The sequence below is a fragment of the Kitasatospora sp. NPDC001159 genome (genome assembly GCF_053598235.1).
The window spans coordinates 90,273-104,847 of sequence record NZ_JBSFJV010000006.1 but is presented as its reverse complement, the minus strand read 5'-3'; the positions used below and the strand labels follow the sequence as shown (position 1 = coordinate 104,847).

The 14,575-nt window shown below is 74.6% G+C and carries 9 protein-coding genes and 1 pseudogene; 3 read left to right on the top strand and 7 right to left on the bottom strand.

Going from position 1 to position 14,575, the window contains the following annotated elements; all coding sequences use genetic code 11:
• Window positions 1–181 precede the first annotated feature (181 nt).
• The 3 genes from ACWC9T_RS05405 (at window position 182) to ACWC9T_RS05395 (ending at window position 3,162) form a co-directional block, all read left to right on the top strand.
• Window positions 182–1,093: an AurF N-oxygenase family protein gene (locus tag ACWC9T_RS05405; RefSeq protein WP_449819719.1), complete on the top strand. Its 912-nt coding sequence runs from the start codon at window positions 182–184 to the stop codon at window positions 1,091–1,093.
• Window positions 1,094–1,129: 36 nt separating this feature from the next.
• Complete coding sequence (locus ACWC9T_RS05400; protein ID WP_449819718.1) at window positions 1,130–2,785, top strand: 4Fe-4S binding protein; 1,656 nt, start codon at window positions 1,130–1,132, stop codon at window positions 2,783–2,785.
• A 248-nt stretch (window positions 2,786–3,033) separates the two neighbouring features.
• Window positions 3,034–3,162 (top strand): hypothetical protein, encoded by a 129-nt coding sequence (locus tag ACWC9T_RS05395; RefSeq protein ID WP_449819717.1) that lies wholly within the window; start codon window positions 3,034–3,036, stop codon window positions 3,160–3,162.
• Between the two features lie 190 nt (window positions 3,163–3,352).
• Here ACWC9T_RS05395 and ACWC9T_RS05390 read toward each other — a convergent pair whose 3' ends face one another.
• The 7 genes and pseudogenes from ACWC9T_RS05390 to ACWC9T_RS05360 all read right to left on the bottom strand — a co-directional run bounded on the left by ACWC9T_RS05390 (window position 3,353) and on the right by ACWC9T_RS05360 (window position 14,504).
• Complete coding sequence (locus ACWC9T_RS05390) at window positions 3,353–4,207, bottom strand: methyltransferase domain-containing protein (RefSeq protein WP_449819716.1); 855 nt, start codon at window positions 4,205–4,207, stop codon at window positions 3,353–3,355.
• Window positions 4,208–4,397: 190 nt separating this feature from the next.
• Window positions 4,398–4,912 (bottom strand): annotated as a pseudogene (locus ACWC9T_RS05385) (ABC transporter ATP-binding protein); the annotation flags it as partial.
• A 102-nt stretch (window positions 4,913–5,014) separates the two neighbouring features.
• The gene (locus ACWC9T_RS05380) at window positions 5,015–5,425 is read right to left on the bottom strand and encodes a PPOX class F420-dependent oxidoreductase (protein WP_449819715.1); all 411 of its coding nucleotides are present in this window, start codon (window positions 5,423–5,425) and stop codon (window positions 5,015–5,017) included.
• Between the two features lie 34 nt (window positions 5,426–5,459).
• Complete coding sequence (locus ACWC9T_RS05375; protein WP_449819714.1) at window positions 5,460–10,193, bottom strand: DNA repair ATPase; 4,734 nt, start codon at window positions 10,191–10,193, stop codon at window positions 5,460–5,462.
• Between the two features lie 34 nt (window positions 10,194–10,227).
• Window positions 10,228–12,249, bottom strand: coding sequence for a flotillin family protein (locus ACWC9T_RS05370; protein WP_449819713.1), 2,022 nt, complete (start codon window positions 12,247–12,249; stop codon window positions 10,228–10,230).
• A 91-nt stretch (window positions 12,250–12,340) separates the two neighbouring features.
• On the bottom strand, window positions 12,341–13,129 hold the full coding sequence (locus tag ACWC9T_RS05365; protein WP_449819712.1) for a hypothetical protein: 789 nt from the start codon (window positions 13,127–13,129) through the stop codon (window positions 12,341–12,343).
• A gap of 259 nt (window positions 13,130–13,388) precedes the next feature.
• Entirely contained in the window at window positions 13,389–14,504 is a 1,116-nt protein-coding gene (locus ACWC9T_RS05360) for a PucR family transcriptional regulator (protein ID WP_449819711.1), read from the bottom strand.
• Window positions 14,505–14,575: the final 71 nt, after the last annotated feature.

Sequence of the window (14,575 nt, the reverse complement as noted above, 5' to 3'; positions counted from 1 at the left end):
GCAGCCAGTATCGGGCCTTGACCTGAGAAGACGTGCCCTGGGGTGCCGTGCGGGCGCGGTCCTGGGCCGGTTCGGGCACCGGGCCGAGGCGCAGGGGGTTCTCGGCGGCGGGCTCTTATTGTACTGTCCGTCTAATAAGCGGGTGAGCGGGAACCCGCGGGGCAGGCACCTGGAGGCAGCCATGGCTCTCACCCGGCAGGCGGAGCACGGCCACACCGCGGCCGACGACGACGTCTCGAAGCGGCTGCTGGAGTCGGCCGCCACCCTCTCCTTCGACCCCTCCACCGAGATCAACTGGGACGCGCCCCTCCCCGAGGAGCACTACGGCCTCAACCCCGAGTGGAGCACGCTCTACGGCACCCGGCTCTGGGGCGAGATGACCGAGCAGCAGCGGATCACGCTCACCCGGCACGAGGTCTGCTCGATCATGAACACCGGCATCTGGTTCGAGATGATCCTCCAGCAGATGGTGCTGCGCGACCAGTACCTCAAGAACCCCGCCAGCGCCGAGTTCCAGTTCGCGCTCACCGAGATCGCCGACGAGTGCCGCCACTCGATCATGTTCGCCCGCGCCTGCGAGAAGATGGGCGTCCCCGCCTACCGGCCGAACAAGGTGATCGCCCAGGCCGGCCGTGCGTTCAAGGCGCTCGCCAAGGGCGAGCTCGCCTACGGCGGCATCCTGGTGGCCGAGGAGGTGCTGGACGTCATGCAACGCGACTGGATGCGCGGCGAGAACGTCCTGGAGATCGTCCGCGGCACCTCCCGGATCCACGTGGTCGAGGAGTCGCGGCACATGAAGTTCGCCCGGCAGGAGATCCGCGAGCGGATGCGCCACGCCGGCCCGGCCCGCCGCCGGACCTCGGCCACCGGCATCGCCGTCGGCGCGTACGTCATCGTCAGCAGCATGGTCCACCCGGGCGTGTACAAGGCCGCCGGGCTGGACGTCGGACGGGCGCTCGCCGAGGTGAAGGGCAGCGAGCACCGCAAGGCGATGATGCGCAACAGCTCCCGGCACCTGATGGCCTTCCTCGCCGAGGCCGGGCTGATCACCAGTCGCGCGGCGGCCGTCTACCGCCGCGTGCACATGCTCTGACGGACAATCAGTCGCGACGAGGGGCCCAACCCGGCCATGGCCTACGCAATCACCCAGACCTGCTGCAACGACGCCTCGTGCGTGTCGGTCTGCCCGGTCAACTGCATCCACCCGACCCCGGACGAGCCGGAGTTCGGCACCACCGACATGCTCCACATCGATCCGGATGCGTGCATCGACTGCGGCGCCTGCGCGGACGCCTGCCCGGTGGACGCGGTGTTCCCGGTCGACCGGCTGCGCGGGCCGGACACCGTGTTCGGCGACCTCAACCGGGGCTGGTTCCGCGACCACCCCACCGACCACGCCTGGGGCGCGCCCAGTTTCCCGCGCAGCCTGCCCGGCGAGCTCGGCACGCTGCGGATCGCCGTGGTCGGCACCGGGCCCTCCGCCGGGTACACCGCGCAGGAGCTGCTGCGCTGCACCAGCGCCGAGCTCACCATGATCGACCGGCTGCCGGTCACCGGCGGCCTGCTGCGGCACGGCGTCGCCCCCGACCACCAGTCCACCAAGCGGATCGCGGAGAGCTTCGCGAGCGTCTTCCACGACCCGCGGCTGCGGATGCACCTCAACCTGGAGGTCGGCACCGACGTCACCCACGAGGAGCTGGCCGCGCACCACCACGCGGTGGTGTACGCGGTCGGCGCCGCCTCCGACCGGCGGCTCGGCATCCCCGGCGAGGACCTGCCGGGCAGCCTGCCCGCGACCGCCTTCGTCGGCTGGTACAACGCCGACCCGACGGTGCCGGCCGACGCCGTGGAGCTGTCCGCCGAGCGCGTGATCGTGGTCGGTAATGGCAACGTCGCGGTGGACATCGCCCGGATCCTGCTCACCGACCCCGACCGGCTCGCCGCCACCGACATCGCCGACCACGCGCTGGCCGCGCTGCGCCGCAGCCGGGTGCGGGAGGTCGTGCTGCTGGCCCGGCGCGGGCCCGGGCAGGCGGCCTGGACCAGGCCGGAGTTCCTGGCGCTGCGTCGGCTGCCCGGCGTCGAGCTGGTGGTCGAGGACCACCCGCAGGTGCAGGCGGCGATCGAGACGGCAGCGCCGGACTCGCGGGCCGCACTGCTGGCCGGGCTGCCGCGGGTGCCGTACGACGGGGGCGCGGAGCCGGGGCCGGGACGGCGGATCGTGCTGCGCTTCCTGTCCGCGCCGGTCGCACTGACCGGGGACGGGCGGGTCGAGTCGGTGACCGTCGAACGGACGAGGATGACGGCGGCGGGGCGGCCCGAGGCCACCGGGGAGACCGACGCCCTGCGGGCCGCGCTGGTGGTGCGCTCCATCGGGCACCGGGGCGTGCCGGTGCCGGGGCTGCCCTTCGACGAACGGACCGGGACGGTCGCGCAGCGCGGCGGGCGGGTCGTCGACCCGGCGACCGGGCGGGCGCTGCCCGGGGCGTACGTGGTCGGGTGGGCCAAGCGCGGGCCGTCCGGCGGGATCGGCGCCAACCGGGCCTGCGCGCGGGAGACGGTGGACGCGCTGCTGGACGACGCGGTGGCCCGGGCGCTGCCCGTCCCGGCGGCGGGGCACCAGGACTTCGAGCGGCTGGTGCGACGGCGCCGGCCGGACGCGGTCGGGCTGCGGGAGCTGCGCGCGGTGGAGCGGGCGGAGCGCGAGCGGGGCGAGGCGCAGGGGCGGCCGCGGGTGAAGCTGGCCACGGTGGCGGAGCTGCTGGCGGCGGGGCGGCGGCGGTAGGCCGTACGGCCTGCGCGGGAGGTCGGCCGGTCCGACTTCCCGCGCACGGTCGGGAGCCCGGCCCGCGTGGGGTGTTAATTGGAACGGTTGATGCGCGTGCCGTCGGGTTGACGCGGCCGTGACCCGGGGCGCGTGGGGCGCGTTGGGCGAATGTGAGTAGTTCTGGGGTGATGCCGGTCCCGTGCTGTTGGCCGGCCGAGGAAACGATCCTGCAGGAATCGGGGCGCCCTCCGGAATGCGACCCGGAGGTGCCCATCTATGTCGAGCTGGCCCGGTTGTGGTTGTCGAAGGGGCGGACGGTCCCCGGGCTGCCCGACCCGCTCTGGGAGTCGCTGGCCGCCTCGGCGACGTCGTCGACCTCGGAGCCCTCGGGATAGAACTACTGTGCCCAGTGCCGGAACAGCCCGATCGCGCGCACCGCGCACCGCCCGGTCCGGTACGGCACCGCGTCCTCGCCCATCAGCCGGGCCGTGCGCACCCGGTCGTGGCGGCAGGTCCCGGGCGCGGCCGACGCAGAACCAGCCGCTCGGGTGCGGCGGCGGGGCGGAGCGCTCGTCGAGGCGGGGGTCACCTCGGTGGCTTGACGGCCGTGTGAACGTACCAGGCGACGTACTCGCGCACGTCGTACATCTCCACCGTGGAACGGAGATTGAGCCACTTCGCCGGGTCGCCGAAGCGGCGCAGCAGCTCCCAGGGCAGTCGGAAGTAGGTGTGCACGGCCTCGGTGGTGGGTGTGTAGTACGCCGTCGCGTCCAGTGCCTCCTCGATTTCGAAGCCGGCCTCGGTGAGCAGGCGCGGCAGGTTGCGGGCGTGGTAGAGCTTGGCGCCCGTCATCACCATGGCGTCCAGGTACGGTTCGAGCACCGCCCGGGCGCGCGGCGGCAGTTCGTCCAGCGGGGCGGTGCTCATCGGGCCGAGCAGCACCAGCCGGCCGCCGGGGCGCAGCACCCGGTGCAGCTCGGCCAGCGCGCGGGGCGGGTCGTAGGAGTGGACCAGCGTCTCCATCGAGTAGGCGCCGGTGAACTCATCATCGGGGAACGGAAGTTGATGGTAGTCGCCCCAGGAGAAGGCGGTCCGGTCGGCGAGTGCGGTGCGGGCGCTGAGGCGCCGGGCCTCGGCGAGGTGGAAGTCCAGCACGTCGACCCCGGTGACCCGCAGTCCGAACCGGTCCGCCATCGCCCGGGCCACCACGCCCGCCCCGCAGCCGGCGTCCAGCACCCGCGAACCGGGCGGCAGCGCCAGCTTGCGGCCGAGCACGTCCTCCAGCTGTCGCTGTGCCCGCCACAGCCGCCACTTCGACTGGCCCGGCTCCGTCCACCCCCAGTGCCGGGCGTTGCGGGCCACCCGGGTGTAGAACCAGCGGCTCCCGGCCCGCCCGTACACCCGGCGCAGTCCGGAGAGATCGAGTTCCTGAGCGCCCATGCGGACACGCTAGCGGCGGGCCCGCGGCTGCTCCCGGCGGCGCCACGGGGCCCACCCCGCCGGGAGCAGCCGTACGGTCGTAGGACTTGAGTGATCAGCTGACCAGGGGGCCTCGACCAGTCGGTCGAGGGCTCAGGCCGCCCCCGCCGCCCCGCGCAGGATGCCCTGCCCGGCCCGCCCGCGCAGCGCCAGCGCCGCCGGGAGCACCGCCGCCGGCAGCGCGGATCAGCGCCCGGGCGATGGCGACCCGCTGCTGCTGGCCGCCGGAGAGCTCGCCCGGCCGGTGCCCGGCCCGGTCGGCGAGGCCGACCGCGGCCAGCGCGGCGGTCACCTCGGCCGGTGCGGGGCGGCGGCCGGACAGCTTGGCCGGGAGCGCCACGTTCTGCGCCGCGGTCAGGGCGGGCAGCAGGTTGAAGGACTGGAAGACGAAGCCGATCCGCTCCCGGCGCAGGATCGTCAGTTCCTTGTCGCGCAGCCCGCCCAGGACGGTGCCGTCCACCCCACCTCGCCCCGGTCGATCGCCTCCAGCCCGGCGGCCGAGCGCAGCAGGGTCGACTTGCCGGAGCCGGAGGGGCCCATGACGGCGGTGAAGGTGCCGAAGGGGAACCCGACACTCACCTCGTCCAGGCCGACGACCGGCTCGGGCCCGCGCCGGCAGGTCCGGTGGACGGAGCGGAGTTCAACGGCAAAGTCCGTGGCGTTCATGATCACATCCCACCGCACGGGACCGGGGCGGCCCAATGACCGGGGGTTCAGTTCCGGGGGTGCAAAAGCCAACTACACCCCCGGAGCCGATGGGCGGTGGAGTCACCCGACGTCGCGGGCGGTGGTCCCCCGTGCTGCCAGGTTCCAGGTGATGACCCGGCGGGGGTGCACCCGGATGACGTCCTTGCTGAACGCGTCCGGTTGCACCGGCGGCACATCGATGGTCAGGAGCTCCGCGCGGCCCCTGATCTCGATGCCGCGGCCCCAACCGGCCGCCACCGGATCGTCGACGGGGGCCAGGTCGTCCACCAGCACGGAGACGTCGGGGCGGGCCTGGGCGTTGAGGTACTTGCGGCTGCGGGCGTTGTTCGGGCCGCCGATGTCGATGGTGCCGTCGGCGTTGAGCCGGAATCCCACCGGGCGGACGTGGGGGCCGCCGTCGGGGCCGATGGTGGCCAGGCGGGCCAACGGCTGGCCGATGAGGTACTCGTGCTCGCGTTCGGTGAAGGTCATGCGGTTGACCGTAGAACCTGAAGTGCACGTGAGATCAAGGCCGTTCGATCCGGTCCGTGTCACGCCAGGCGCGCTTCAGCTCCTCCCAGCGCTGCGCCTGCTCCGGCGTCAGGGCGCCGCGTAGCTCCGCGAGCTTCAGCAGCTGGGCCTCGGCGTCGGCGCCCAGCGGCTGGGCCTCGGCGCGGTAGTGGTCGGTGAGCAGGGCGTCGAGCTCGGGGCGGGTGAGCGCGGGGTCGAGGCGCTGGGCGAGCTTGGCCATGTTGCGGTAGGAGCCCTGGAGCAGGAACGGCGGCTCGGTGCGGCCGCGGTCGTCCTGGGCGGCGGAGGCGAGGTAGGCGCGGTTGACGGCCAGCACGGTGCCGCGCAGGTGCAGCAGCCCGGCCAGGACGGCGGTCATCCGCTCGACCTCGGCGCCCGGCCAGGCGCCCGCGAGCTGCCCGCCCGGGGTGCCGGCCGCGCGGGCCAGCAGGGTGTCCAGGTCGGCCCGCTCGGCATCGGCGAGCGGGGCCAGGTGCGGGTTGGCGGGCAGGGCGTTCTCGACGAAGCTGAGCGCGAAGAGGTCCTCGCGTCCGGCGACGGTGTCGCCGAGGTTCCACACGTCGGCGCGGTTGGCGAGCATGTCGGGCAGCCGGAAGAGCCGGCCGGACTCGGTGTACGGGTTGGCGGCCATCACCACGGCGAAGCGCTTGCCGCGCAGGTCCCACTCGCGGGCCTCGCCGTCCCAGACGCCGTCGATCCGGCGCTGGGCGTCGCACAGCGGGATGAAGCGCTGCAGGAACTCGGGCGAGGTGTGCTGGACGTCGTCCAGGTAGAGCAGCACGTTGTCGCCCGCGTGCAGCGCGAAGTTGAGCTTCTCCAGCTCGCGCCGGGCGGTGGCGTCCGGGGCCTCGGCCGGGTCCAGCGAGGTGACGCGGTGCCCGAGCGCGGGGCCGCTGACGGTGACCAGCAGCAGGCCGAGCCGCTCGGCGAGGTACTCGACCAGGGTGGTCTTGCCGTAGCCGGGCGGGGAGACCAGGAACAGTAGGCCGCTGCGGTCCACCGGCCCGCCGGAGCCCGCCGTACCGAGCTGCTTGGCGAGGTTGTCGCCGACCAGAGGCAGGTACACCTGGTCGATCAGCCGGTTGCGGACGAAGCCGTTGAGCGGTGCGGGCCGGTACTGGTCGAGCCGCAGCCGGGTGTGCTCGGCGGCCAGCAGCTCGCCGCGCAGCCGCTGGTAGGCCCGGTAGCCGGGGACCTCAACGGCCTCGAACTCCCGGACCCGGCCGAGCAGTTCGTCCAGTCGAAGGTCGAGCGAGCCGCCGGTCAGCCGCGGGTGGTCGCCGAGCAGCCCGGTCAGCCGGGCGGCGACGGCGCCCTCGGCGGCGCGGCGCGGCAGCGTCGGACAGAGCAGTACGGCCGCGGCCTCGGTGAGGTCGCCCGGGTCGGCGTCGGCGGCGCTCGACTCCAGCCAGGCCGCGGCGAGTTGGCGTCGCACCGGCAGCAGTGCCGGGTCCTCGGGCAGAGCGGCCAGCGCCTCGGTGAGCCCGGCCGACTCGGGGGCGGCGTGAAACTTGTCGAGCAGCGCGGCCGCTCCCGCCGAGTAGGCGAAGGCCGGTTCGTCGGCGGCGAGTTCGGCCACCAGGTAGGCGCCGGCCTGCTCCGCGCCGGGGACGAACCGGGCGACGGCGGCGCCGAGTTCGGCGGCCAGCGCGTCCAGCGCCGGGACCGGGCCGTACGCCTGCCGGGCGAGGTTTAGCGAGCGGGCCCGGGTGTGCCAGACCAGCCGCTGCCGCGGGTCCGTCCCGTGTGCCCAGTACAGCTGGGCCGCCGCCCGGGCGTCCGCCGGGTGGCGCAGCAGGCCGGCCTCGGCGCCGAGTTCGAGCAGGGCGCGGAGCACCAGCGCGGCGTCGTGGTCGTGCACCCCGCGCTGGTAGCCCTCGTCGGGTCGCTGCTCGACGGCCCGACGGACGTGCTCCAGCAGGTCCGCGTCCGGCGACAGGGTGCCCGGTTCGGCGGCCAGCAGCAGGCTCGCGGCCAGGTATTCGGCGCGGTAGAGCGCCGGGGTCTCCGAGGGCAGCGGCCGGGCCCAGTAGCGCTCGGTGGCGGCGAAGGCCGGGTCGGCGACGGGGGAGCGGTAGTCGGTGCCGGTGAGGGTGAAGGCGGGGCGGCCGCGCCAGGGCAGCAGGGTGAGTTCGGGCCGCTGGGTGGTGACGGCGAACAGGTGGCGGCCCAGCCGCAGGGTGCCGGGGCCGTCCCCGGCGAGTTCGGCCCGGTCGCGCAGCACGCGGTGGGCGCGGCCGCGGGCGGCGCGCACCCGTCCGGTCAGCTCCTCGGCCCGGACCCGGTCGCCCAGACCGGTCAACTGCCGGGCCAGGTCGCGGAGTTTGACGGCGCTGGGGTCGGCGGCCAGGGCGGCGTCGATCTCGACGGTGGTGTCGAGGGCGGCCAGGCGCCGGTGCAGGGTGTCCAGGATGCGCCCGGCGGAGGCGGCCAGCCGGTCGGCCCGGCGGGCCCGCTCCTCCAGCAGGTGCTGGCGGCGGCCGGTGAGCGCGTCGTGGATCTCGGTGCGCCGGTCGGCGAGCTGGTCGCCGAGCGCCGGGTCGGCGTCGGCGAAGCGGGTCTCCAACTGCTCGATCCGCAGCAGGAGTCGGCCGAGCTGGTCGTCGCAGGCCTGGGGGGTGTCGGCGGCGGCGAGCGCGGCGGTGGTGGCCTGGGCGAGCAGTGCGGTCTCGGCGGCGAACTCGGCGGCCGCCTCGCGGGTGCGCAGCTCCCGGCGCCGGACGGTCAGCGTGCTGCGGGCCCGGTTGAGCAGCCCGAGCACGTCGGCGAGCCGGTCCAGGATCGCGGTGCGGGTGGTGGCGTCGGCCAGGTCGAGGGTGCCGACCAGCTCCGAGACGGTCTGCAGGGCCTCGCTCTGCTCGCCGAGCCGGGCGAGCAGCGGCTCGGCCTCGGCCGCGGTGGCGATGGCCGCGCAGTGCTCGGCCAGCTCGCCCGCCCGCCGCCGGTGCGGCTCGAAGGCGGCGGGCGCGGCGAGTTGGACCACCGCCCGGTCGGCGGCCTCGGCCAGCCCCTGGGTGAGGTGCTCGGCGAGCGCGTCGATCCGCTCCTGGTCCGCCCGCGGCAGCTCGCGCAGCGCCTCGACCCGGCCCTGGGCGCGGCGCAGCCCGGCGAGCCGGTCGACCCACTCGGCGGCGTCGGCCAGGGTCTCGCCGCGCGCGGTGCGCAGCAGGCCCTCGACGTGCTCGGCGGTCTCCGCGGTCTGTCCGGCGGCGTGCGCGGTGAGTTGGGCGATCGCCTCGTACTCGGCGACGACCTGCCGGGCGGTGTCGCGGATCTCGGCGAGCGGCGCGGCAAGGTCGCCCAGGCCGCTCTGGCCGAGCCAGTGGTGCCGGTCGGCGGTACGGGTGCAGGCGGCCAGCACGGCCTGGTGGCCGGCCGGGGTGTCGGCGCCGGTGGCGGCCAGCCGGGCCAGGGCCAGGCAGTCGGCCAGGCCGCGGACCAGGTCGGCGTTGCCGATCCGGGCCAGCGGGCCGGTGCCGGGCGGCTGTTCGGCGGCGTGGCGCTCGCTGGTGAACGGGCTCTGCCAGAGCTGGACGGGGTGCAGCCGGGTGGGCCCGTCCTCGGCCGGGCGCAGGGCGATGAGGGTGCCGTCGGGGAGCAGTGCGTAGCCCTGGCAGACGAGCGGGGCGGCGGCCTCCTGGCGGACGCTGTTGTACGGCTGCAGCAGCGCGCGCCCGTCGGCGGCGGAGCGGAACTCGTACAGCACGTCCTCGCCGTTGGGCGAGAGGACGGTGCGCTCGTACGCCAGGCCGTCCACCGGCTGGTCGAAGGTGCGCACGGTGCCGTCGACGAGGTGGCAGCCGCCGGGGAAGGCCACGCCCTGGTCGGCGGGCAGCCGCAGGCAGGCCCGGCCGAGCGCGTCGATCCGGGTGACCCTCCCGGTGGGCAGGTGCACCACCAGGTGCCGGACGGCCTCCTCCTGGTACGGGCGCACCCGCACCAGCAGCAGGGTGCCGAGCCGGGCGTGGGCGATCTGCGCGTCGGCGAGGGTCTGCAGGGCCTCGGCCAGCGGCTCGTGGTGCAGCTCCCGGCCGTCGGGGGTGAGCAGGGTCAACCGGCCGCCGTCCACGCCGAGGTGGAGCTGCCCGGCGAGGTCGGCGCGCGGCGGGGTGCCGGGGGCGCCGGGCAGCTGGTCGTCCCGGGTCAGCGCCGTCCACTCCAGCTGCTGGCCGTCGGCGGGGACGTGGTCGCGCTCGCCGCGACCGTCCTGGTAGGCGGCCCGCTCCTCGTCGGCCTGGGAATCGAGCAGCCAGCGCAGCACCCGGACGTCGGCGGCGGCCGGGCCGGTGCGGAAGACCGCGAGCAGCCGGCCGCCGACCGGGCGCAGCCGCTCCAGCCGGGCGTCGCGGAAGTAGCGACGCAGGTCGGCGAGGTCCTGGCGCAGCCGCGGGTCGTCCAGCAGGGTGCCGTCGGCGGGGGCGGGGGAGAGGTCGGCGGGGTGGTGGAGGCCGAGGACGTCCGCGAAGTCCTCGGCGCCGTCCACGACTTCGGCCGGGCGGGTGCCGAGCAGCAGCAGCCCGCCGGTGGCGGTGAGGTCCTGCGGCAGGCAGGGCCGGGCGGTGGTCAGCCGCCCGGTGCCGGTGAGCCGCAGCTCCCCGCCGCCGAACTCGGCGACCCGGCGGGCATTCAACGCCTGTGCGCGGTCGGCGAGTTCGGCGGCGGCCCGGGCGAGCCGGTCGCGCAGGACCTCGTAGGTGCCGGCGTCGAGCCGGGCGTCGAGGGCGTCCACGGTCAGTTCCTCAGGGGCTCAGGTGTTCGGAAGGTCACTTGGAGCCGTTGACGGAGGCGCCGGCCAGCGCCCCGATCGGCGTCTCCGCGATGCCCAACTTCCGTGCGGAGTCCAGCAGCTGGCGCAGCTGACCGGCCTGCTCGCCGCCGGTGCCGATCATCCGCATCAGCAGCGCGGAGACCGTCAGGTTCTGCACGTCCGCGGTGGACACCGAGGACAGCACCCGGGTGAGGTCCTCGGTGAAGCTGGCCCGTCCGTCCAGCCAGGGCCCGGCCAGGGCCTGGGCGGTCTCCGAGTGGCCGACGAAGGCGTCCACGCTCTTGCCGGCCGTCACCGACTGCACCAGCCGGTCGAAGAACACCGAGTCCCCGCCGACGATGTCGATCTTCGCCTTCTCCAGCCCGGCGGCGACCAGCGCGGCCTGCGCCTCGGCGATCTGCCGCTGCGCGTCCAGCCCGGCCAGTCGGACGTCCTTCTCGGCGGCCAGGCGCAGCCGGTACTCCTCGTGCTCGCGCGAGGCCTCGTCCAGCTTGGCCATCGCCGCGGCCTTCTCGGTCAGGCCCTCGGCCTCGGCCTTCAGCTTGGCGCCGACCTCCAGGGCGGCGGCCTTCGCCTTCTCGGCCTGGACGGCGGCCTCGGCGCGGCCGACCTTCTCCACCGCCGCGGCCTCCTGCTCGCGCACCTGCACCCGGGCCAGCCCCTCGGCGGCGGCCTCCGCCCGGATGCCCTCGGCCAGCCGGACCTTGGCGGTCGCGTCCAGCTCGGCGGCCTGCTGCCGGGCCTCGGCCAGCACCAGCGCCTCGCGGGCCTTGTGCGAGGCGGCCTGCTCGGCGGCCTCGGCGGCCTTGATGTCCTTGACGAGCTTCTCCTGCGCCTCCGCCTCGGCCTGGATGACCACCGCCTTGCGCACGCGCTCGGCCTCCTCGGTGGCGCGCAGCGTCTTGACGGCCTCCTCCTGCTCGGCGACGGTGCGCTCGACCGCGACCCGCTCGCGGACCACGTCGGCGACCTCCCGCCGGCGGGACTCGACCTCCTTCTCCTTGGCCATGACCGCGAGTTCGGTCTCCCGCTCGCGGCCGACGACCTCCAACAGGCGGTCCCGCTCGATCCGCTCGTTCTCCACCGCGATCACCCGCTCGCGGTTCTTCTGCGCCACCGCGACCTCGCGGGCCTGGTTCTCCCGCTGCACCCCGAGCAGCTCCTCGGTGCGCAGGAAGGCGGTCTGGGCGTTGAGCCGCTCCTCCTCCTGCACCCGGGCGATCACCGCGTCCTCCTTGGCCCGCAGGGTCTCGATCTCGCGGCGCTGGCGGATCTCGGCGTCGGCCTGGCGGCGTTCGAGCTCCAGGACGGTCTCCCGGGCGTCGACGTTCTGCCGGGTGATCTCCTTCTCCTCGGTGCGCTGGTACTCGTTGGTGCGCACGTGCTCGATCGCGGTCAGCTCGGTGATCTTGCGGATGCCCTGGGCGTCCAGGATGTTGTCGCCGTCCAGCTGGCTCATCGGGGTCTGTTCCAGGTGGTCGATGGCCGCGTCCTCAAGGGTGTAGCCGTTGAGGTCGGTGCCGATGACCGCGATGATCTGGTCCCGGAACTCGTGCCGGTGGGTGTACAGGTCGGTGAAGTCCAGCTGTTTGCCGACGGTCTTGAGCGCCTCGGCGAACTTGGCCGCGAAGAAGTCCTGGATCGCCTGCGGGTCGCTGGCCCGTGCGGTGCCGATCGACTGCGCCACCTTGATGACGTCCTCGACGGTCTTGTTCACCCGGACGAAGAAGGAGATCCGGATGTCCGCCCGGATGTTGTCCCGGCAGATCAGCCCGTCCCGGCCGGCCCGGTGGATCTCCACCGTCTTCGCGGTGATGTCCATCAGCTCGGCCTTGTGCAGGATCGGCAGCACGATCGTGCCGGTGAAGGTGACGTCCACCTTCTTCGTCCGGGAGACGATCAGTGCCTTGCCCTGCTCGACCTTCTGGAACAGGCGGCCGACGAACAGCAGCAGGGCGAGCAGGATGAGCAGCACGACGGCGACGAGTACGCCGAAACCCACGGCGATGGTGTCCATCACGGTGTCCTTTGACGAGACGGTTGTGCGAAGCAGGCGAAAAACGCGGTGAGATGACGCTGCGGCAGGGATGGCGGGAGCGTCGTGGACGTCAGGGGCCCGGCGGCGACGGGTCGAACGGCGCCACCAGGAAGTGCTCGGCGGCCGCGTCGTAGTCGAAGATCAGGGCCGTACGGCCGACCGTCAGGCCCGGCTCGGCGTCGAGCACGCGGACCTGGACGGTCGCGGTGGAGCCGTCCTCGGCGGTGACCTCGGCCTGCCCGAAGTCGGCGGTCACCCGGCCGGTGCGGATCACGCAGACCCGGCCGACGAAGTCCCCCCGGGTGGTGGGCCGGTCCTCGGGGAACAGCCGCCGCAGCGGCCGGACGAGCACCCGGGTGCCCGCCCAGGAGGCGACCAGCGCGACGGCGAACACGCCGCCGCGCGCCGGTGCCCCCGAGGTGAGGACGGTGCCGGCCAGGCTGACGAACCAGGCGAGCGCGACCAGCAGCGACACCGCCACCGTCACGGGCACCCCGCCGAGCCCCAGCGCGTCCAGCACGCCCCCGTGGTGGACGGCGCCCTTCTCCCCGCGGGCGCCGTCACCACCGTGTGCGCCGTGAGCGCCGTGGGCGCCGTGCGCGATCCCCCCGCCGGGCGCCCCGTGGGCCACGCTCCCCCCGACACCGTGCCCCCCGACACCGTGTCCGACGTGACCCACCTGGCCCACATGCCCGGCGTGCCCGGCACCCAGGTCGTGCCCGGTGCCGTGCCCCCCGTGCAGGACACCGGGCACCAGGCCGCCGAGCAGCATCAGCAACCAGTACCCGACGACCACCACGAGCGCGAAGCTGAACAGCGCCGTCGGAAAGGCCAGCGCGGCCGCGAAGAATCCCCCCATCCCGGCCACGCTCCCCCGTCCTCCCCGCGACGCCGCGCTTCGGCGCAGGGGAGATCATGGCAGCGGGAGTGGCGTCCGCACATTGCCAGGATCCGGCAATCTTTACGGCCTTTTGACACCCTGGTACGCGCACTCCCCGTGACATTGCGACAACCGGGCAACAGGACGGCCCCGAGCAGGTCAGCCGGGGTTCGGGCGCGCCCCGGGGCCTGTCCGGCGGATCCTGCCGGGCCCGCGACAACATCCGCCGGACAGGCCCCTAGAGCGGCTGCTCCGGCCAGTTCAGCAGCCGCGCACCCATCGCCGCCGTCTCCAGGGTGAAGCGCTGCAGCGCGTCCGAGGGGTCGTACCCCGTGAGCGCCTTGATCCGCTCCAGCCGGTAGCCCAGGGTGCGCACGCTCAGCCCCAGCCGGCGCGCCGCCTCCGCGTTCACGTACGCCGCCTCCGCCTGCACCGCGATGGTGTCCAGCAGCGGCCGGGCGCCGCCGCGCGCCTCGGTCAGCGGGCCGAGCACGCTGCGCACCAGGTCGGCCATCGCCGCCCGGTCGCGCATCAGCACCGGGAAGACCAGCAGCTCCTCGGCCTTCAGCCGGTTGCCGGGCAGGGCCAGCCGCTGGGCGTAGTCCAGCGCGTCCAGCGCCTCCTCGTAGCTGCGCGGCACCCCGCTCGCGCCCGAGTGCCGGCGGCCGGTCGCCACCCGCAGCACCGGGCGGTAGCCGGGGCCGGGGCGCAGCGTCAGGTCCGCGAAGGCCTCCAGCACGGCCCGCTCGGAGTCCGGGGCGATGCAGACCAGCCGACCGTCCTTGCTGGCCAGGAGCACGTCCCGTTCGCCGAACCGCCCGGCCAGCTCCCGCTCCACCCGGTGCACCAGCGGATGCACGTCCGCGAACTGCTCGTCGCCCACCGCCACCGCCACCGTGTACGCGCCCGCCAGCCGCAGCCCGAACCGCTCCGCACGCTCCGCCAGGAGGCCCAGGTCGCTGCGGCCGAACAGCAGGTCGTCGATGAACTCCCGCCTGGCCGCCTCCTCCTGGCGGACCGCCAGACGCTGCGCCCGCTCGTGGCCCTCGCCGAGCGCGGCCAGCGCGGCGTCGGTGGCGGCCAGCACGGCGTCGCCCATCCGGCGCAGCTCGCCGACACTGCTCGCGGCGGTCGTGCCGGGCAGCGTCTGCCAGGCCCGCCGGGCCGTCGCCAGGCACTGCGAGACCACCTCGCGCAGCCCGTAGCCGGCCTCGGCGCAGTGCTCACCGAGCCGGCGCAGGCCCTCCAGCTCGTCCCGGCGCAGCAGGCGCCCGGTGCGGGAGACGTCGGCGAGCAGGTCGAGGTAGGTCTCGGCCAGTTCGGTGGATATGTCGCACTCGTTCGCCTCGGTCACCGTGTCCTGCCAACCCCCGTGCGGCCTGATTTTTCGGCGGTGGACTTTATCAGGATCCTTACGGGCGGGGG

What these genes read in the sequence shown, in the direction of transcription:
- ACWC9T_RS05370 (WP_449819713.1), bottom strand. Translation starts at nt 12,249, where the DNA reads ATGGACACCATCGCCGTGGGTTTCGGCGTACTCGTCGCCGTCGTGCTG.
- ACWC9T_RS05380 (WP_449819715.1), bottom strand. Translation starts at nt 5,425, where the DNA reads ATGACCTTCACCGAACGCGAGCACGAGTACCTCATCGGCCAGCCGTTG.
- ACWC9T_RS05390 (WP_449819716.1), bottom strand. Translation starts at nt 4,207, where the DNA reads ATGGGCGCTCAGGAACTCGATCTCTCCGGACTGCGCCGGGTGTACGGG.
- ACWC9T_RS05405 (WP_449819719.1), top strand. Translation starts at nt 182, where the DNA reads ATGGCTCTCACCCGGCAGGCGGAGCACGGCCACACCGCGGCCGACGAC.
- ACWC9T_RS05365 (WP_449819712.1), bottom strand. Translation starts at nt 13,129, where the DNA reads ATGGGGGGATTCTTCGCGGCCGCGCTGGCCTTTCCGACGGCGCTGTTC.
- ACWC9T_RS05400 (WP_449819718.1), top strand. Translation starts at nt 1,130, where the DNA reads ATGGCCTACGCAATCACCCAGACCTGCTGCAACGACGCCTCGTGCGTG.